The sequence below is a fragment of the Flavobacterium sp. NRK1 genome (assembly GCF_024054175.1).
Classification (GTDB): Bacteria; Bacteroidota; Bacteroidia; order Flavobacteriales; family Flavobacteriaceae; genus Flavobacterium.
In genome coordinates, this window is sequence record NZ_JAMXLA010000001.1 from 87,203 (window position 1) to 108,382 (window position 21,180).

At 35.9% G+C, this 21,180-nt stretch carries 16 protein-coding genes and 1 other RNA gene; 4 read left to right on the top strand and 13 right to left on the bottom strand.

Annotated features, from left to right (window positions below):
• Window positions 1-77 precede the first annotated feature (77 nt).
• The 3 genes from fsa to ffs form a co-directional block, all read right to left on the bottom strand.
• Window positions 78-734, bottom strand: a complete 657-nt coding sequence (fsa, locus tag NHE85_RS00385) for a fructose-6-phosphate aldolase (RefSeq protein ID WP_252808631.1) — start codon at window positions 732-734, stop codon at window positions 78-80.
• A 147-nt stretch (window positions 735-881) separates the two neighbouring features.
• Entirely contained in the window at window positions 882-1,685 is an 804-nt protein-coding gene (locus NHE85_RS00390) for an SDR family oxidoreductase (RefSeq protein ID WP_252808633.1), read from the bottom strand.
• Window positions 1,686-1,814: 129 nt separating this feature from the next.
• An RNA gene (gene ffs / locus NHE85_RS00395) (signal recognition particle sRNA small type) lies at window positions 1,815-1,913 on the bottom strand.
• A gap of 88 nt (window positions 1,914-2,001) precedes the next feature.
• On the opposite strand from ffs, the gene NHE85_RS00400 reads away from it, so the two are divergent.
• Window positions 2,002-3,075, top strand: coding sequence for a glutaminyl-peptide cyclotransferase (locus NHE85_RS00400; protein WP_252808635.1), 1,074 nt, complete (start codon window positions 2,002-2,004; stop codon window positions 3,073-3,075).
• A 115-nt stretch (window positions 3,076-3,190) separates the two neighbouring features.
• On the opposite strand, the gene NHE85_RS00405 is transcribed toward NHE85_RS00400, so the two are convergent.
• Both NHE85_RS00405 and rpsA read right to left on the bottom strand, forming a co-directional pair.
• Window positions 3,191-3,748 (bottom strand): fasciclin domain-containing protein, encoded by a 558-nt coding sequence (locus NHE85_RS00405; protein WP_252808637.1) that lies wholly within the window; start codon window positions 3,746-3,748, stop codon window positions 3,191-3,193.
• Window positions 3,749-3,924: 176 nt separating this feature from the next.
• Window positions 3,925-5,706 (bottom strand): 30S ribosomal protein S1, encoded by a 1,782-nt coding sequence (rpsA, locus tag NHE85_RS00410; protein ID WP_252808639.1) that lies wholly within the window; start codon window positions 5,704-5,706, stop codon window positions 3,925-3,927.
• A gap of 338 nt (window positions 5,707-6,044) precedes the next feature.
• Here rpsA and NHE85_RS00415 point away from each other — a divergent pair, with 338 nt between their 5' ends.
• Window positions 6,045-9,431: a T9SS type B sorting domain-containing protein gene (locus tag NHE85_RS00415; RefSeq protein ID WP_252808641.1), complete on the top strand. Its 3,387-nt coding sequence runs from the start codon at window positions 6,045-6,047 to the stop codon at window positions 9,429-9,431.
• A gap of 27 nt (window positions 9,432-9,458) precedes the next feature.
• Here the strand turns inward: NHE85_RS00415 and NHE85_RS00420 are convergent, their stop codons facing one another.
• The 8 genes from NHE85_RS00420 to NHE85_RS00455 all read right to left on the bottom strand — a co-directional run bounded on the left by NHE85_RS00420 (window position 9,459) and on the right by NHE85_RS00455 (window position 19,613).
• Complete coding sequence (locus NHE85_RS00420; RefSeq protein ID WP_252808643.1) at window positions 9,459-10,682, bottom strand: nucleoside permease; 1,224 nt, start codon at window positions 10,680-10,682, stop codon at window positions 9,459-9,461.
• Between the two features lie 298 nt (window positions 10,683-10,980).
• Window positions 10,981-11,673, bottom strand: coding sequence for a (d)CMP kinase (gene cmk, locus NHE85_RS00425; RefSeq protein WP_252808645.1), 693 nt, complete (start codon window positions 11,671-11,673; stop codon window positions 10,981-10,983).
• Window positions 11,674-11,676: 3 nt separating this feature from the next.
• Complete coding sequence (gene porQ / locus NHE85_RS00430) at window positions 11,677-12,696, bottom strand: type IX secretion system protein PorQ (protein ID WP_252808646.1); 1,020 nt, start codon at window positions 12,694-12,696, stop codon at window positions 11,677-11,679.
• A 110-nt stretch (window positions 12,697-12,806) separates the two neighbouring features.
• The gene (gene lon, locus NHE85_RS00435) at window positions 12,807-15,257 is read right to left on the bottom strand and encodes an endopeptidase La (RefSeq protein ID WP_252808648.1); all 2,451 of its coding nucleotides are present in this window, start codon (window positions 15,255-15,257) and stop codon (window positions 12,807-12,809) included.
• A 270-nt stretch (window positions 15,258-15,527) separates the two neighbouring features.
• Window positions 15,528-16,421: a DUF6252 family protein gene (locus NHE85_RS00440; RefSeq protein ID WP_252808650.1), complete on the bottom strand. Its 894-nt coding sequence runs from the start codon at window positions 16,419-16,421 to the stop codon at window positions 15,528-15,530.
• A gap of 128 nt (window positions 16,422-16,549) precedes the next feature.
• The gene (locus tag NHE85_RS00445; protein ID WP_252808652.1) at window positions 16,550-17,347 is read right to left on the bottom strand and encodes a hypothetical protein; all 798 of its coding nucleotides are present in this window, start codon (window positions 17,345-17,347) and stop codon (window positions 16,550-16,552) included.
• A gap of 45 nt (window positions 17,348-17,392) precedes the next feature.
• Window positions 17,393-18,688, bottom strand: coding sequence for an MFS transporter (locus NHE85_RS00450; protein ID WP_252808654.1), 1,296 nt, complete (start codon window positions 18,686-18,688; stop codon window positions 17,393-17,395).
• 109 nt (window positions 18,689-18,797) lie between these two features.
• Window positions 18,798-19,613, bottom strand: coding sequence for a M48 family metallopeptidase (locus NHE85_RS00455; RefSeq protein WP_252808655.1), 816 nt, complete (start codon window positions 19,611-19,613; stop codon window positions 18,798-18,800).
• Between the two features lie 192 nt (window positions 19,614-19,805).
• Between NHE85_RS00455 and NHE85_RS00460 the strand changes: the two genes are divergently transcribed.
• Both NHE85_RS00460 and msrB read left to right on the top strand, forming a co-directional pair.
• Window positions 19,806-20,672, top strand: a complete 867-nt coding sequence (locus NHE85_RS00460) for an alpha/beta hydrolase (RefSeq protein WP_308219340.1) — start codon at window positions 19,806-19,808, stop codon at window positions 20,670-20,672.
• Window positions 20,669-21,175 (top strand): peptide-methionine (R)-S-oxide reductase MsrB, encoded by a 507-nt coding sequence (msrB, locus tag NHE85_RS00465; protein WP_252808656.1) that lies wholly within the window; start codon window positions 20,669-20,671, stop codon window positions 21,173-21,175. The genes NHE85_RS00460 and msrB overlap by 4 nt, the downstream gene beginning before the upstream one ends.
• Window positions 21,176-21,180: the final 5 nt, after the last annotated feature.

Sequence of the window (21,180 nt, forward strand, 5' to 3'; positions counted from 1 at the left end):
TTGTTTTAACTCCATAAAAAAAGGACTGCCAAAACTGGCAGTCCTTTTGTATAGCTATACTTAATGGTATGTGTCTATTATTTATTTCCTTTTTCGAAATCGGCAACAAATTGCGCAAGACCAATATCTGTAAGTGGATGTTTAAGTAAACCTGTAATTGCAGAAAGAGGACCTGTCATAACATCTGCACCTATTTTAGCACAGTTAACAATGTGCATTGTGTGACGTACTGATGCTGCAAGAATTTCAGTTTCGTATCCATAGTTATCATATATCTGACGGATCTCTTCAATAAGCGCAAGACCATCTGTAGAAATATCATCAAGACGCCCAATAAATGGCGAAACATAAGTTGCTCCTGCTTTTGCAGCAAGAATTGCCTGACCGGCAGAGAATACAAGAGTAACATTGGTTTTAATACCTCTGTCCGAAAAGTATTTTGCAGCTTTAACACCGTCTTTGGTCATTGGCAGTTTTACAACAATTTGCTCATGAAGTTCAGCAAGCTCCTCGCCTTCTTTAACCATACCTTCAAAATCAAGGGCATTAACCTCAGCACTTACATCTCCTTCTACAATATTGCAGATATCTACATAATGCTTAAGGATGTTGTTTTTTCCTGTAATACCTTCCTTAGCCATTAGCGAAGGGTTAGTAGTTACACCATCTAGAACACCAAGTTCCTGAGCTTCTTTAATTTGTGCAAGATTTGCTGTGTCAATAAAAAATTTCATTGTATTCTTTTAATTTGTTGTGTATAAAAAAGTTGTGCAAAGCTACAATTTATAAAACATCAAACAATATTTTTTATTTGTTTTTATATAATAAAAAAGCAGTATAACATTGCTGCTATACCGCTCATTATCTTACAACTATACTTCTTAAAGCTTATAGTGGTTCATTAGCATTTTTTCATACATTTTGCCAGGGAGAATTCTTTTAAGCACTATAGAAAACTTCTGCATAAAAGCACCTACTTTGTAATGCACTTCAGGGTTTGGCGTTTTCATAATAGCATATACTGCTTCTGCCATTTGCGCCGGATCACTACCTGCATCAACATGATCATTCATAGTGTCAAGCATATCACCATATATTTTTGAATAAGGAGATCCTTTAATTACAGGGGCATGGTAACGGCCTGCAGCGATATTAGTAGCAAAATCGCCTGGTGCTACAGTTGTAATAGTAACTCCAAATTGTTTAACTTCCATACGCAATGCCTCGCTTATAAGCTCCAGCGCACCTTTACTGGCTGAATACACACTTCTGTACGGAAGTCCCATATATCCGGCAATAGAAGTTACATTAATAATGAGTCCGCTTTTCTGATTACGCATTTGTGGCAATACAGCCTTCATAACCTCAACGGGACCAAATAAATTAGTTTCAAAATTATTTTTTATTTCTTCCGCAGGTATTTCTTCAAGCGGACCTGTTATACCAACTCCGGCATTATTAATCAGCACATCAATAGTACCAGCTTTTGCAATAACTTCGGCAACCGCTTTGTATATACTTTCAGTATTACGAACATCGAGTGCAACTAACGGAAAAACTGACCCTGTTACTTTTTCAGGATTCCGGCTGGTACCATATACCGAATAACCTTTTTCGTGAAGAAATTCGCCAACAGCTTTTCCTATACCTGAAGACCCTCCGGTAATAAATATAACTTTACTCATTATGTATGGTTTGAATTGCGAAAATAAGGTTTACTATACAGATTAGCAAACCGGTTGTAAAAGTAGAATAGTAAACAAACTACTATAAACAAAAAAATCTCCCGGAGGAGACGACTTAAAAAAAGAAAAAAATGGCAAGCGACCTACATCGCACCGCTACAACCACATACCTTTGCTGTGTTCCCACCCTGGAGGAGTCTGCAGGAGCTGGTCGTGTAGGACTTGCCGCTGCAAATATACAATCTTTTTGTATTTTCGCAAGGCAATTGCCAGATATAAAATACAATTGTATATTGGCTATATTATATTTTTAACCATGAAAAAACATAACTTATTAGCATTCATTTTATTGGGTGCCTTAGTAGTATCCTGTGGAGATACAGAGAAAGAGAAAAAAAATTTATTCAGTATAGATACATCCGGTTTAAAGCAGCAATATCAACCACAGGAAACACTTCCGCTGCAGGTTACAAACGCCAATAAAGAAGTTATAGATTCTGTAGTGTATTTTATTAACGATAAAAAAGTAGGTTCTGTCGCCGGAAATAAAAAGTTTGATTTTGCACTGAACGGACAAAAATTTGGCTATCAAAATATTAAAGCCCTGGTATATTATAGTGGTAATACTTCTGAAACTACAGGCAGAATAGAACTTGTTAGCAATGTGGATGCTAAAATACTTAAATATGATATTGTAAATACTTACCCTCACGACATGACAGCGTATACCCAGGGTCTTGAATTTTATCGTGATACACTTATAGAAAGTACAGGAAGTGGCGGCGGACCATCCGGGAAAAGAGCAGTTTCAGATATTAGAAAAGTAAACTACAAAACCGGAGAGGTTTATAAAAAGACTCAACTGGATGCTGAGAATTTTGGTGAAGGAGCAACGGTATTAAACAATAAAATATACCAACTAACCTATAAACGCAACGAAGGTTATATTTATAATGCCGATAACCTTGAGAAAATTAAATCCTTCCCTTATTTTAAAAATACTGAAGGATGGGGACTTACAAATGATGGTACTAACCTGTATATGACAGATGGTTCTGAAAAAATATACAAACTGGATCCTGAAACCCTTAAAGAGGTTGATTACGTTAATGTATATACTAAAGGATCAAAAATTAAAGATGTTAACGAACTTGAATGGGTAGATGGTAAAATATATGGCAATATATATCAGAAAAATGCTATTGCCGTTATAAATCCTCAAACAGGGGCTGTTGAAGGTGTGCTAGATCTTTCTGCACTTAAAAACAAAGTAACCCAGCATATGGATATTGATGTACTTAACGGTATCGCCTATAATCCTAAAACTAAAACATTTTTTGTAACAGGTAAAAACTGGGATAAGATGTTTGAGATAAGGATTAAGGAATAAGTTGGATTATTTAAAGGTTTCTAAAATCCTATAATTCTTTATAAATAATAGATATACAAAAATCCCCGGCGTTTTACAACACCGGGGATTTTCTATCTAACACGAACTTAATTTCTTACTTGTGCATTAAAACAGTATCTATTACGTGTATAACACCATTAGATTGGTTAACATCTGCAATAGTAACTTTAGCTTTCCCTCCTTTTTCATCCATTATCCAAAGGTCTTTTCCATTCATCATAAACCAAAGTTTACCTCCCTGTACTGTTGCAACCTCAGCTTTTCCTCCGCCTTTTTTTATAGCAGCAGCTACATCGGCAGCACTCCATTTGCCTGAAACAACATGGTACGTTAACACACCTTGCAGCATAGCTTTATTTTCCGGTTTTAGTAATGTTTCTACAGTTCCTTTAGGAAGTTTATCAAAAGCGGCATTTGTTGGCGCAAATACAGTAAAAGGACCTTTGCCCTGTAATGTTTCCACAAGGCCGGCAGCTTTAACAGCAGCTACAAGTGTAGTATGATCTTTAGAGTTAGCAGCATTCTCAATAATATTTTTGTTTGGATACATTGCTGCACCGCCTACCATTTTGGTTTTTTGAGCATAAGAAAAATTTCCTAGCATCATTATTACTAGCATTATTCCCGCTGATAAAATTTTTGAAGTTTTCATGGTTGTCTTTTTGTTTAAAGTTTATAGAGACAGATACGCCATAAACACAAGTACGGTTTTAGCCAACTATGAAATTTTAGATTTTTTTAACTTTAAATACATATTGTGGTAATTGATTGTCACAAAAAAAGCCCTCTCATTACTGAGAGGGCTTCATATTTAAAGAGGATTAAGGATTATTTGTTTTCTCCTTTTTCCATTCTTTCTTTTAATTCTGCTAATGCATCAATATCACCTAAAGTGGTTCTTTCAGCATTGTTAGAGTTATTGTTGTTGTTATTATTAGACTCTTGTTGAGCTCTAACGTTTTTCTCTTCTTCATCACGGAAAGTAGCAGTGTGAGAAGCTACAACTCTTTTGAATTCTTTGTTGAACTCAATTACTTTGAAGTCAGCAGATTCACCTTTTTTAAGTTTTTTGCCATCTTCTTTCTCAAGGTGACGTGTAGGAATGAAAGCAACGATATCGTCACCAAATTCTACAGTAGCTCCTTTGTCAACAATTTCAGAAATTTCACCTGTGTGTACAGTACCTACAGCGAAAGAATCTTCATATTTATCCCAAGGGTTAGCCTGAGTTTGTTTGTGGCCAAGAGATAGTTTACGTCCTTCAACGTCTAGTTCAAGAACAACAACATCAAGTTTATCACCTACGTTTACAAACTCACTTGGGTGTTTGATCTTCTTAGTCCATGAAAGGTCAGAGATATAGATCAATCCGTCAATACCTTCTTCAAGTTCAACGAATATACCAAAGTTTGTAAAGTTTCTAACGATACCTGTGTGTTTAGAACCTACAGGATATTTAGAAGTAATATCAGTCCAAGGATCCTGAGAAAGTTGTTTGATACCAAGAGACATTTTACGGTCATCTCTGTCAAGAGTTAAGATAACTGCTTCTACCTCATCACCAACTTTAACGAAATCCTGAGCAGATCTTAGGTGTGTAGACCAAGACATTTCAGAAACGTGGATAAGACCTTCAACACCTTCAGCAACTTCGATAAATGCACCGTAGTCAGCAATAACTACTACTTTACCTTTAACTTTATCACCTACTGCAAGGTTTGCATCAAGTGCATCCCATGGGTGAGCATGAAGTTGTTTAAGACCAAGTTGAATTCTTGTTTTCTCATCATCGAAATCAAGGATAACAACGTTAAGTTTTTGGTCAAGTTCAAGAACTTCACTTGGGTGGTTGATACGGCTCCAAGAAAGGTCAGTGATGTGGATAAGTCCGTCAACACCTCCAAGGTCGATGAATACACCGTAAGAAGTAATGTTTTTAACAACACCTTCAAGTACCTGGCCTTTTTCAAGCTGCCCGATGATTTCTTTTTTCTGAACTTCAATATCAGCCTCAATAAGAGCTTTGTGAGATACAACTACGTTTTTGAACTCATGGTTGATTTTCACAACTTTGAATTCCATAGTTTTGTTCACATATTGATCGTAATCCCTGATAGGCTTAACATCAATTTGAGAACCTGGCAAGAAAGCCTCAATACCAAATACGTCAACGATCATACCACCTTTAGTTCTGCATTTAACAAAACCATTAACGATTTCACCTGTTTCGTTAGCATTGATAACTCTGTCCCAAGCTTTGATAGTACGGGCCTTTTTGTGAGATAGTACTAATTGTCCTGATTTGTCTTCGCGAACGTCAATAAGAACTTCAACTTTGTCTCCAACTTTTAGATTTGGATTGTAACGGAATTCATTAAGAGAAATAACACCTTCCGATTTTGCGTTGATGTCTACAATAGCGTCCCTGTCAGTAATTCTAACTACAGTACCTTCTACTACTTCATCATTATCAGTTGAAATAAAAGTTTTTTCAACTAATGTTTCAAATTCCCTAAGGTTTTTCTCATCTACCGGATCAATACCTTCTTCGAAGTTATGCCAGTTAAATTCCTGTAGAAATTCTTCTTTTGTTTTTGTTTGTTCAGACATGCTGATTAAAAAATTTGTATCCTGTGTTTTAAGGGGTTTCTTATGCAGCGTAAAACAGCAGAAGCGTTTTACATAAAATTAGTTTATTACCTTAAGGAAACCCTATCTGCCAAAAGGTGCGCAAAGGTACAACTTTTTTCTATTTATACAAACATAACAAACACGTTTTTAAGCATCTAAAATACGATATGATTTTCAATTTGATTTCAAATAAATCTTTCAGATTTTCAAACATTTAAAACCAAAAAAATTAACATAGTTTTTATATTAAATATTTTTTCTACCTTAGGCAACGGAAAAAACTTGAAATTAAGTCACAAAAGAACTTAATTTTCACTATGAACTTAAACTTAAATAACACTTGCTCCGGCTTAGTGCATTTCTCTGTAAAGAAGTGTGCCCTGATAGTATTATTTCTAATTTTATCGGTATCAGCTTCGGCACAATTTACCGTTACTGCCACAACCACGCCGGAAACATGTACCGGAAACGGAGCAATTTCCTTATCTGTACAAAATCAAACTGCAGGAACTACAATAAATTATAAAGTATACGCAGGTACAGACGCTACCGGTACACTTGTACATGACAGTTCTAGCCCTACAGTAGCAGGCCAGCCGAGCGGAAACTACTACATTGTAGCTACCGAATCTACTGGAAATACTCCTGTATCTACTGCCACTACTACAGTTGTAATAGACGACGAAACAGTACCTTTGCAATTTACTTTAGACAAAACTATTGAACATTGCGGTAACGATGCTACTATAACGGTTAATGTAACAAATGGTATTGCCGTGAGTTATAAAGCTACATCTTTGGCCACAGGCACGGTAACAGGCCCTCAGTCTTCCAATGTACTTACCGGACTGACAGCCGGACAATATAATGTTTTTGTATTAGATAACTGTGGCAACGGAGATTCTGAAGTTATAACAGTACTATCAGAATATCATCAGCTGGAAATTAGCGGGGCTTTGTTTCCTGACTTAGAATTACCGGCCTGTGATATGCTCACAATTGCAAACCAGATTTCATCAACCAATAATATACCTATAATATATCCGCTACAGGCTACTTTTACTGTATACCCTCCGGGGGGCGGAAGTGTAGTTTATACACAAACTATAACAATGGGCGATCAGTTTACCGTAAATGCAGAGCAGGTAGTACCTTATTATTATAACCAGCCCAACCACTCCTACAAGCTTACTATAACAGATATTTGCGGTAACTCTATAGAAACTCCTTTGCTGCCAATAAATCCTATGCCGGGCCTATTTGCAGAATTAAAGAACATAGACTGTTCGGGTAAAACAATAGAACTTACCCCAAATAAATTTGTAAGCCCATTTACTCTTGAAGTTATAGATGCACCTGCAGGGTTTGATCCGGCTGATTACAATGATCAGTTTCCCGGTCCGTACAATAGTTCTGATGTCCCGATAAAATTAGGTGAAGAGGGAAATCCTCTTCCCATAGGTAATTATCAGTTCAGGATATTGGATGCATGTAACAGGCCTATAGCAGTATTGTCTAACATATTGGAAATTCCTGTTCCTGATATCGAAGTTACCACAAATGCCAGCGCAGCAACTTGCCTCGGCGGTGGAAGCGTAGAAGCATACATACCTGGATTATTTGTTGGTGCAGCAGAAATGACAAATTATGTTGGTGATGGAGACTATCCTACTCCGGCAGATATTTCACAATACATACAGCCGCCTGATGGCGACTCCGTTATCGTTGGAGGACTCCCGCCAGGCACCTATACTATTACACTAACAGATACTTGTGGAGTTACCTATCCTCCCGTTGAATTTATTATTGAACCATATAAAGGAGATCAATCAGCTTCAAATTCACGGCCGGATTGTGAAGTTGGATATGGAACGCTGAATATAAGCGGCACTTTTAACCATATAGAAATAATAAGTGGTCCGAGCGGATATCCGGTTCCGCAGGATGTGACAGCCTATGTTACACCAGGCGGGTTATCTATGGATCATCTACCACCAGGACAATATAAATTTAAAGCATCTAATGATTGCGATGATGACATTGAGATAAATAAATCAGCCGGAGGAATAGTACAGGTTTTTGCCTATAATGTAACCGTTAATGAATATACATTAACACCCCATTGCGGATCATTTGATATCTTTATAAATCATCAGAGTACAGGCGTAACATTTTTAAATTTTGGCCTTCAGTTTTTTGATGAAGATACAGGATTGTGGATAAACCCTGATAACGGTAATCCTTATATAGAAGGCGATGCTATTAATACTGATGACACGGACGACGAATCAAATGCTATAAAGGTAAAAAACAACTTTAATAATCTTGACCTGGTTTACCCGAGTGGGAAATACAGGATTATAAAACAATTTACAACTTATGCAGATGGCAGTATACCTGATGGAGATACCACTAAGCTTTGCACAGAAATTCTTTATGAATTCAATTATTATAGTGATATAGTAATTGATGGCGCTGTAAGCCTTGATTGTATGGGTGATTCCGGTGGAGTACAGATTATAGCCCACGGAGTACCTCCCCTTAATTATAAAATTATATCAAAAAATGGACAGCCATTTGTAGTTGATAACGGGCAAAATAATATTTTTTCCGATCTTGAATCTGCTGTATATAGTGTAGAAGTTTCAGATCAGTGCTCACAAAGAACACTTACTTTTAATATTGCCGAAATACCATCTCTTGTCAGCCTGCCTGCCCCTGAAGAAATTAACGGGCTTGAGCTTTGTGATGAAGGCAATGATGGTAAAGAAACATTTGATATATCCTCTTATACAGCGCTTTTATTAAATGGACAGGATCCTGATTATATAACAATAACGTATCATACTTCATTGACAGATGCAGAGCAGGGAATAAATGCCATAGCAGACATAGCAAATATTACAACAGCCACAACGGTTATATATGCCAGAGCTGTTCATAGTTCTAATCCTGATTGTACTGCCCTTACACATTTTGATCTTATTGTAAGGCCTTTACCTGTTTTAAGTATGAAAGATAAATGGGGTGGCTGTGATGGGAAATACATAACAATTACAGCAGATGAAGGATATGATTACTATGAATGGTCTAATCAGGAAGGTACATTATTTATAACAGGGCCTAATGAAATTACAGTTAATAATGCCGGGTTTTATACTGTTTTAGTAAGAGATAGTTTTGGCTGCAAAAACAGCAAAACTGTTGAAGCCGTAGTATCTCCTATTCCTGTTATAAATACTGTGAAGGTAGAAGACTGGACAGATAACAGCAATGTTATTACAGTAGTTATGGAAAATGACAACGGGGAGAATAATTTTGAGTATTCCCTTGATAATATTAATTATCAGGATTCTCCTGTATTTACAGGTCTCGCTCCCGGACAGTATACTGTTTATGTTAAAGATAAATTTGACTGTGGTTTAGATACCCAGCCAACTTATATATTAACCTATCCTAAATTTTTTACTCCTAATGGCGATAATATAAATGATTACTGGAAAATTAAATTCTCTTCACTGGAACCAGATATGCTAATTTATATATATGACCGCTATGGCAAGCTTATAACAGGCTTTGGCGCTGATAGCAAAGGATGGGACGGCACATTTAATGATGCCAGGTTACCCGCTACAGATTACTGGTTTGTAGTAAAACGCCAAAACGGTGAGGAACTCAAAGGGCATTTTTCGATGATACGATAAATGAGATATAGGTAAGGTTAATTGATATTATCGGTTAACCTTATTTTTTTCTTTAAAGACCATAAAAAATAATATAGCAAGCAATAATGCATAAGCCGCAAAAGTTAGCCATATGCTCTCCCAGTCTTTAATTCCGTTTATTGTAAAGTAATCTACAACTAATCCACTTGCAAGGCCGCCAATAAAAGCTCCTGCTCCGTTACACATTATCATAAATAATCCCTGTGCACTGGAACGGATGGAAGGACTCGATTCTTTTTCAACAAAAAGTGAGCCTGAAATATTAAAAAAATCAAAGGCCATTCCATAAATTATCATTGAAAATATAAGCATCCATAATCGGTCACCCGGATTGCCAAAACCAAAAAAACCGAAACGAAGTGACCACGCAAGCATACTAAAAAGCATTATTTTTCGAATACCAAAACGACTTAGAAAAAAAGGGATAGAAAGTATAAACAGGGTTTCTGATATCTGAGAGACAGAAAGTAAAAGATTTGGATGCTTTACAGCAAAGGAATCCGGATAACTTGTTTTAAAATCATTAAGAAAAGGCCCGCCAAATGCATTTGTAATTTGCAGGGCTGCTCCTAAAAGCATTGCAAATAAAAAAAATACAGCCATACGCCGGTTTTTTAAAAGAACAAAAGCATCCAGCCCTAATACTGAAGATATACTTTTCTTGTCAGTACCTGATGAGGTTGGTATTTTAGGCAACGTAAAAACATATAAGCCAAGCATCACTCCTGCACCTGCACTTATATATAATTGTAAGGAACTTTGCGTCCACCCCAAAAAATCTACAATCCACATTGCCAGTATAAAACCTACTGTACCCCAAACCCTTATGGGAGGAAAAGAAGATACAATATTCATATCATTCTTTTCAAGTACTGCATAGGATACCGCATTATTAAGCGCTATTGTTGGCATATAAAAAAAAGAATGCAGTAACATTGCCCAATAAAACGAAGAAAATTCATGAAGTGAAGATGCATAAAATAAAAATACTGCCGATGTTATATGACATAAGCCCAACACCTTTTCAGCATTAAGCCACCTGTCTGCAACTATACCCATAATGCCCGGCATAAACAAAGATGCTATGCCCATTGTAGTATAAATACTGCCTATCTGCAGTCCGGAAAAGCCCAGCTCTGCACCCATGTAGCTTCCAAGAGAAATAAGCCATGCACCCCAAATAAAAAACTGGAGAAAATTCATGGCAGTAAGCCGTAATTTTATACCCATACTTTATAACCCGGAATTTACAAGGCATAGTAAATATAATAATTTTGATGAGATGAAAACAGGATAAAGACAGGTAGTAATTTTAAATTTGAATCGCCTTAAATCAGCATAAATAGTATAAGAAGCACTAAGAGAGCAATCAGGATATAACCTCTCACATATTCCTTACTCTTAAGAAATATATTGCCGCTATTAAGCCGGTCCTTAGTACTTTTAATCAAAAAATAAATCAGCTGTATAATCACAATTGCGAAAAACAACAGCAGGATCTTATAAAGCATTTTAGTTATGGTTACTACTAATTACTTATTATCTTTTTGGCAATAACCAATACCTTTTCAAGCTGCTCCTGTTTAGATATATAAGAGTTATCCATTTCTATCGCATCTTCTGCTTTTATAAGAGGAGAGTCTTCCCTGTGGGTATCAATGTAATCGCGGTCTATAACATTTTTATATACTTCTTCATATGTTACTTTCTGTCCCAGCTCAACCAGCTCTTTAAAGCGTCTTTGAGCACGGACCCCCGGAGCAGAATTCATAAAAATCTTAAGTTCTGCATTCGGAAAAACAATTGTACCAATGTCCCTGCCATCCATAACAACTCCTTTACCTTCTCCCATATGTTTTTGCTGCTCTACAAGCTTAACGCGCACCTCATGAATTTCAGCCACATGGCTAACAAGCTGTGATACACCAAGTGTTCGGATTTCTTTCTCAACATTTACATCGTTAAGATACATTTCTGCAAACTCAAGATCGGGATTATATAAAAATTTAAGTTTAATAGCATCAAGACTGTCAATAAGTGCCTGCTTATTAAAAAAATCTTCCCCTATATATCCCTTTTGCATAGCAAAAAGAGTAACAGCACGATACATTGCTCCGGTATCTACATATACATATCCTAAATGCCTGGCAAGCTGCTTAGCAAGTGTACTTTTTCCTGTAGAAGAAAAACCATCTATAGCTATAGTAATTTTTTTATCCAACTCTTATTGTAAGTTTATGGTTAGCCCAAACAGGCTTGTGTTGGCTGCAAGGGTATATCTTGAGTACGAATAATCAAAGCGCAATTTACCAAATCTTATACCTACACCTGCTGAAATTCCGGAAAAAGTTCGCTTATCAACTATACGCAACTCTTCACTCCTTCTGAAATTGTAGCCTAAACGTATGTTGAAACTTCTGCCGGGTAAAAACTCAGCACCAACAATTACGTGGCGCAGTGCGTTATTAAAGAATGATACTTTTTCTTCACTACTGCCGCCATCTATACTCTGTTCTGCACGGTTAGGATTAGAAAAAGCTATATTCCATTGCTGCAAATTTTCCAAAGTAAGATGCCAGCGCAAAGGAATATTTTCCATTTCCTGAGAGATACCTGCTATAATTTCCAATGGAAGCTTTTCCTGGGTACCTGCATAGGTTGTTATCTGGGTACCTGCATTACGTATAACAAGTGCATAATTAATATCGTTATCCTCATCAATATACAAAGCACCAATATCGATAGCGGCACCTAAAGAATTATAACTTTCTAAAGTTGATGATATTATTTTTGCATTAGCACCAATAAACAAATCGGTATAAGGAACATTATATGCATAACCTACCGATAGCGCCAATTCGCTTCCTGTAAAATCTCCAGTTAATAAACCAGCCTCGTCACGGCCTTCAAAAGTACCGTAATCAACATAGTTTACCCCAACATGAAATGTTTGCACATGCCTGTCCCATGTATAAGCATAAGCAGCAGTGCCATAAGCTACTTCACCATAATAATTACCATAGTTTGCCGAAAGATGATTATCCATTTCAGGGTTAATGGTCGCGGGGTTAAAAATGCCCTGATTTACGTCATAATCGTGGAGAGTTATAACTTTTCCTCCTAACGCAGCCTGCCTTGGAGAAGTGACAAGATTTAAGAACTGATATGTGTATTTACCTCCTATCTGACTAAAAGACAAAGTGGTGTACAATAGAATTAGTAAAAGATACCGGTTTTTAAACATTGTTGTTTTATAGGATTTCGCATACTATAACGCGAATGCGAAGATATTATTTTTAAATAAAAAAACGGCTAAGAAATTTTAGCCGTTTTTTATCGAATTAATCTTTATAATTATAAAGTTCTTGCATTTTTAACTTTTTGGTCGGTAATTGCATATTTAATCACTTCGCTCATTTCTTTTACATAATGAAAAGTAAGTCCTTCAAGATATTCCTGCTTAATTTCATCAATATCGCGTTTATTTTCATAACACAATATTACCTCCTTAATATTAGCCCTTTTAGCAGCAAGTATTTTTTCTTTTATACCTCCTACCGGTAATACTCTTCCTCTTAAAGTTATCTCTCCTGTCATTGCAAGATGTTTTTTTACCCTGCGCTGTGTAAATGACGACACTAACGATGTAAGCATAGCAACACCTGCGCTTGGCCCGTCTTTAGGGGTAGCTCCTTCCGGCACGTGAATATGAACATTATAATTGCTTATCACTTCCGGAGAAATACCTAATAGTTCGGCATTAGCTTTAATATATTCTAATGCAATTGTAGTAGATTCTTTCATTACAGTACCAAGGTTACCTGTCATAGTCATATGGCCCTTACCCTTTGAAAGTATAGATTCTATAAATAAAATATCACCTCCTACACTCGTCCAGGCCAAACCTGTAACCACGCCTGCAACTTCATTATTTTCATATTTGTCACGTTCCATTTTTGGTGCACCAAGTATGCTAATAACGTCTTCATCAGTAATTTTTACGTTATATTCTTCTTCCATAGCAATACATTTTGCTATGTGGCGTACAACCTTTGCAATTTGCTTTTCAAGCCCTCTTACACCCGATTCACGTGTATAGCCAACAACAATTTTTTCAATTTGTTTTTTGCCTATTGCAATGTCTTTCGCTTCAAGACCATGTTCTCTAATTTGTTTCGGAACAAGGTGTTTTTTTGCAATTTCTATTTTCTCTTCAATAGTATAACCTGTCATGTTTATAATTTCCATCCTGTCGCGCAATGCAGGCTGAATAGTAGAAAGGTTATTCGAAGTGGCTATAAACATAACCTTAGAAAGGTCAAAGCCAAGTTCAAGGAAGTTATCATAAAATTCCGAATTCTGTTCAGGGTCAAGTACCTCAAGTAACGCGGAAGAAGGATCTCCTGAATTGCTTACACTTAATTTATCAATCTCGTCGAGCACAAAAACAGGGTTAGAAGTACCTGCTTTTTTAAGGCTTTGCAGTATTCTACCCGGCATAGCGCCAATGTATGTTTTCCTGTGTCCTCTGATTTCTGCCTCATCACGAAGCCCACCAAGCGAAATACGAATATATTCTCTACCCAGGGCCTCTGCCACCGACTTACCAATAGATGTTTTACCAACACCGGGAGGGCCATAAAGGCATAGTATAGGAGATTTCATATCATTACGCAGCTTAAGTACAGCAAGGTGCTCTATAATACGTTTTTTAACATCATCAAGGCCATAGTGATCGCGATGCAATATTTTTTCAGCACGTTTCAGGTCAAAGTTATCTTTGGAAAACTCACTCCACGGAAGATCAAGCATTAATTCAAGGTAGTTGCGTTGTGTAGCATACTCTGCCACCTGCGGGTTCATACGCTGTAATTTGGCAACCTCTTTATCAAAATGTCCTTTTACTTTTTCATTCCATTTCTTTGCCTTACCCTTTTGGCGCATTTCTTCTATTTCCTGATCATGAGATACGCCTCCCAGTTCTTCCTGAATGGTTTTCATTTGCTGATGAAGGAAATATTCGCGCTGCTGCTGATCAAGATCAAAACGTACTTTGCTCTGGATATCATTTTTAAGTTCCAGTTTCTGCAACTCAAGATTCATGTAACGCAACGTTTCAAGCGCTCTTTCCTTCAGGTTGCTTGTAGCAAGTAAATCCTGCTTCTCCTTAACCGTAAGGTTCATATTGCTCGACACAAAATTTACTAGAAAAGAATTGCTTTCAATGTTCTTAATAGCAAAAGTAGCCTCTGTAGGAATATTTGGGCTTTCCTTTATAATTTGTATAGCCAGTTCTTTAATAGACTCTATAATGGTAGCAAATTCTGCTTCATCTTTTTCAGGCCTTACCTCATTAACCTCTTTTATTGTAGCCTGCAGATAAGGGGTATCTGTAATTACCTGATCTATTTCAAAGCGTTTTTTACCCTGAAGTATTACTGTAGTATTTCCGTCAGGCATTTTAAGAACACGCAATATTCTTGCTACAGTACCTACTGTATTAATATCTTCAATAGATGGTTCTTCTACATTTTCATCCTTTTGTGAAACAACACCTATAATTTTCCCGCCTGCATTAGCATCATTAATCAGTTTTATAGATTTATCCCTGCCCGCAGTAATAGGAATAACAACACCCGGAAACAATACCATATTACGTAATGGTAGTATTGGCAATGTTTCAGGTAATAATTCATTATTCATTTCTTCCTCATCTTCCGGTGTCATTAACGGAATTAATTCAGCATCCGTATCAAGTTCCTGAAGTGACAAACTGTCAATATTCAATATTTTTTGATTAGCCATAGTATGGTAAAAGTCATTTTGTCATTAAACGTAAGTAACAAGTAAAGGATAATGATCAATTGAAACACTCCTTTACTACTATATATCAATAAAATGCGAAAAATGTTTTATATTTCTGCACAATGATATGACAATCATTATGCCATAAAGAAATATAAGAGCGGTATATTTGGTTTTTAGATTTAATAGGTTTTACTAATCCAATATCAGTTAAAATTTGAAGCATAAAAAAAGCTGCTCAAAAGCAGCTTTTTTTATGAGGTCATCATCTTAATATTGTACGCTGAATTCTCCTTCAGTAATAGTCATCGGATTATCATCAAAATCATGTCCGCTAAACTCAAAAGTTCCTTTAATCCATCCTCCTGTATTACTTGTAATGGTTAAAGTACCACTTTCTGAACTGAAAGATGAATCACCACCCAGATAAGCGGCATAGTAATCTGTAAAATCTTCAAGATCATATGTACCTGCTGTAATACTTTCAGGAACACTAATAGAAATAGATTCCTGTGACGCTACATTAGTACCCGTTAATGATAAAGTACCTGCGGAAGATATAGGCATTATTGTGCCAAAAGTTTTTGCTGTTCCGTTTACCTTAGCTTTAAAAAGTTTTTGATTAACAGGATTTGTTCCCGGATTTTGAGGAAGGCCTGTTATAGGAATATTTTCAAATACTCCGTTTGTAAAAGCTATTGAAGGTAAATTCATTTCAACATCAACATAATATCCTGTAAAACTAAAAGTACCGGATATTGTATTATTTACTGTATCAACCTCTGTAATAACAACCTGTCCGTTATTTTGCCCTGTTTCGGGGTTAATATTCAAATAGCCTCCTGCAGTGCTTGACCCCGGATAATATCCTATAAATGCTTCATTATATGTTTTAACTGCATAATCATCAAGTGTAATTGAAACAAACTCTGCGTTTGTACCCATAACTCCTGCTATAGAAAGCATACCTTCTTCAAACTTAGCAGTAGCCTGTATAGCAGTATGAGTTTCATCGCTGAAATTTACTTTAAAAACAGCATCTCCCGGCTGATTTTCTCCTATGTTTTCAGTTAATACAGGATCTACAGGTTCTGTATCACAAGCAACAAATGATATTGCCGAAAAAACCATAAGCAGTACTGATAAAAATCTAAATCTTTTCATGTTAGTATTTTATTTAAGATTTCAAATATAACAGGAATTTAATTAAATCTTAACTCAAAAATGTTAATTACGTGTTTTTAGCTATAAAAAAAGCAGCCAAAGGCTGCTTACTATATTAAATGCTTTCATTAATTAACTACATAAGACTGAAGCTCATTAGTTGCTGAAAATCCTTCAGAAGTTGATACTGCTTTAATAGGACCTATATTTTTAGCAAACCATACCTCAGTATTAGTTATTGTAGGAGGCACACCTTCTCCAAACCCTTCAATTACAGAAGTTTGTTTTAAATTCATTTTTATCACATCATTATATGTGACTCCGTTCACAACTGCTGTCACTCCTTTTTCTAATATTTTACCATTAAATGTAAGATTCATAACTACATCGGGAAGTGGAACCGGAGATTCCGGCATATCATAGCTGGTAGTCTGGGTTGTTGTTTCTGTCCAGGTTTCTCCTACAGCAAGATTATCTTTTAATATGATATATTCAAATGGTGATACACTTATAGACATCCCTTCCTGAACAGGAATATCAACACTTACCCTTACGGAATAATTACCACCGTCTTTTCTTAATAACATAACGGCAGAACCAGTAAATTCTCCATTGCCTGCATTACTGAAAAACTGATTTATTTTATAATATGATTTATTATTTACTGTAACAGTACCTGTAATTTTCATTGGGTCCTGCATTACCCCATCTAAAGCAAAAACCCACTCATTATTTAAAGCCATGGGAAAATAATCACCTTCACTTGTTCCGGGGTCAGTACCTGGATCTGTTCCAGGATTGGTTCCCGGATTTTCAGGATCAATATTATCTGTTAAAACAGGATCTACGGGTTCGGTATCACATGAAATTAATGTAAGGGCCGAAAACAGCACAAACAATACAGATAAACTCTTAATTTTTTTCATTATAAATTTAATTGGTTTTGGATTTCCAAATATATATAAAATTCTTTAAGATTTTTTTCTTTCAACCCTTAGCAGCAAAAATATTCCTATTATAAAGAATAAAGTTAGAAACACTACAGAATAACGCATACTGCCGAATATTTGATCTATAGCGCCATATAACAGCATACCTATTACAATACCAATTTTTTCCGTAACATCATAAAAACTGAAAAAAGAAGCAGTGTCCTTTGTTTCCGGAAGAAATTTTGAATATGTAGATCGTGACAACGACTGAATACCGCCCATAACCAAACCTACAAATCCTGCTGTTATATAAAAATGTATAGGCAGTACTACAAAAAATGCACATACACATATAATAGCCCATATAATATTAATCCCTATCAGTGTTTTAATATTGCCATATTTAGCAGACAATTTAGATGTAATAACCGCACCTCCTACAGCAACTAACTGAATTAAAAGTATACTTACTATTAACCCCATTTGTTTTGCTCCGCCTTCACCCCATTGTATTTCCTCAGCACCAAAGTAAGTTGCCACGAGCATTACTGTCTGAACAGCCATGCTGTAAACAAAGAAACCTCCAAGGTATCGCTTAAGTGTCAAATTTTGTTTGAGCTCGCCCCATACTTTTCTTAGCTCTTTAAAACCATTAAAAACTACATCCCCTGTTACTTTATTACCCGATCTGTTACCTTTTGGCAGGTAATAATAAGTATACTGGCTAAACAATATCCACCATACTCCTACTGATACAAAAGAATAACGCATCATTTCTTCTTTCATATTATCTTCTACAGATAATACCATAACAAGATTAATAATTAACAGTATAACACTACCAATGTATCCCATAGAATATCCTTTGGCACTTACAGAATCCTGTTGCTCCGGATAAGCAATATCAGGTAAATAAGAATTATAAAACACAAGGCTGCCCCAAAAACCTATAAGTCCGAAAAAGTAACATACAAGGCTCCAGTAAATATTATCTAAACTAAACCAATAAAGCCCAATACATGACAAGCCGCCTATATAACAAAACAGCTTAAGGAAACTTTTTTTATTGCCCGAATAATCAGCAATACCGGAGAGCAAGGGGGAAATAAACGCTACTACCAAAAATGCAAAAGCAGTAACAAAGCTGATAAGTGCCGTACTTTTCATAGATGTTCCAAATACAGCAATATGCTTAACACCTTTTTCTTCAAAAATCAAATCATAAAAAATAGGGAAGATTGCCGATGCTATTACAAGGCTGTAAACAGAGTTTGCCCAATCATAAAAAGCCCAGGCATTAAGAAGCTTTTTGCTTCCTTTTTGTAATTGTGTCATAGTTATTGGTTTGTAGTCCCAAAGCTAAATTATTTTTCTTTAAATTATAAAGTTTTTAAAAAGCAAAAGCCATCTTTAGATGGCTTTTTGTGTAAATTTATTTTAACAGCTAATATTTCACTCCAAATTTAGCTGCTTCCGCCTTAGCACTTGACGTTAGGCTCTTAATATGGGCAATCCTTGTTGCTCCGGAAGGGTGAGTACTTAAAAATTCAGGTGGTGCACTACCTCCCGAATTTGCTTCCATCCTTTGCCAGAATTCAACAGCTTTATCAGGATTATATCCTGCTATAGCCATTAATGTAAGTCCTACTTCATCGGCTTCTGTTTCGTGTTTCCTGCTAAATGGAAGCATACCTCCCACCTCAGATCCCAAACCGTAAGCCTGCATTAATATTTGCTGTGTTTGTTCGCTTTGCCCCGATGCTGCTACAGATACACCCGCTGCTCCAAGCTGCTGCAATTGTGCTGCACTCATACGCTGGGCACCATGATTTAATAATGCGTGGGCTACCTCGTGCCCCATAACAGTTGCAAGTCCTGCCTCATCTTTGGTAATGGGTAATATCCCCGAATAAACTACAATTTTACCGCCGGGCATACACCATGCATTTACTTCTTTACTATCTACAAGATTATATTCCCATTGATATCCGTTAAGATATCCCTGATAGCCTTTTGAATTTAGATATTTTTCGGCAGCCGCTTTAATCTTCTGTCCAACGGTTACTACGCGCTGGGCATCGGCAGTACCTTTAATAACCTTATTTTCTTTTAAAAACTCATTATATTGCTGAAATGCAGAGGGAAATATCTGGTCATTCGAAACAATATTAAAGTCCTGTTTACCTGTAAATGGATTCTTAGTACAGGCAAATACCGAAATTAAAAGCAAGGCAGACAGTGTTAAGACACTTTTTCTCATAATTGGTAATTTATTAAATTCTATGCAAATTTAGTAAATTCATTTAATAATTATTTCCGAAAAAACACATCTGACAGTTAAAGTATTGTGAATGTTTAAATTGCATAAATAATTTTATCCTATCTAAATATTTATAATAGCATTAAAATACATCAACATTAATATTGTGTAACTTGCTATTATAATATACTAATGATGCCTGATAATAAAAAAACACAAAGAGATACATTAAAAATTCCAAAACCGATACTGGTTACTGCTAAAATACTTGAAATGACATCTCTACGAATGGCAGCAAAATTTGCCATGAAGATATTTACTACTCCTATGAAATTTAAGCTTCCTAAAAGAGAAGAAGAAATAGATAGGAATAGCAAACAGGAATTAATATTAATTCCCTCAATAGGAAAAAAAATAAATGTATATCACTATGGTAAAAGTAATAATAAAGTACTATTAGTACATGGGTGGAGTGGCCGTGGTACACAGCTTCACAGCATTGCAGAAAAATTATTGAAAAACGGTTACAGCACTATTAGTTTTGATGCTCCTGCACATGGTAAATCGCCGGGTAAAACCAGCGATATGACAGAGTTTGTTGCTTCAATACTTGAATTGGAAAAGCAATATGGCCCTTTTGAATTTGCTATCGGGCATTCACTTGGTGCAATGGCTGTTTTAAATTCTATAAAAAAAGGATTAAAAGTTAAAAAAGCTGTAACTATTGGAAGCGGCGATGTAATCAAAGATATTATGGATGACTTCATTGATAAATTAGGAATGAATATTGATACAGGTAAAATGATGATACAGTTGTTTGAAAAGAAGTTTGGCGAAACCATCAATGCTTATTCGGCGTATATAGCTGCTATAGACGTTACCAATCCTGTACTTGTAATTCACGATACGAATGATGCCGATGTTCCGGTTAGCGCGGCATATCATATTAAAAAATATCTTGCAAATTCTGAACTTATAATTACTCAAGGATTGGGTCATCGCAAAATATTAGGAGACAATAAAGTCATCAAAAAAATTATTCAATTCTTAGAAACATGAAAAAAATAGCTATTATCATTTTACTTTTCTCACTTGCTTCATGCCAGGGACAGGAAAAGAAAAAAAATAAAGAAACAGAGATATCGCAGCAGCCTGTAAAAGGTAAACTGAATATGAATACTACTGATGCCGAGTGGAAAAAAGTACTTACAGAAGAACAGTATGAAGTATTACGGCAAAAAGCAACAGAACGGCCTTTTACAGGAGAATATTATAAAAACTTTGAAAAAGGTGTTTATGTGTGTGCAGCTTGTGGCAATCCGCTATTTACTTCCGATGCCAAATTTGACTCTCCATGTGGCTGGCCTTCATTTGATCAGGCTATAAAAGGATCTGTTATATATAAAGAAGATAAAACACTGGGCATGACACGTACAGAAGTAATGTGTGCTAATTGTGGTGGTCATCTTGGACATGTGTTTGATGATGGACCTGAAGAAACTACCGGAAATCGCTTTTGTACTAATTCTGTTTCCATTAAATTTATACCATCTAAAAAATAAGTTAT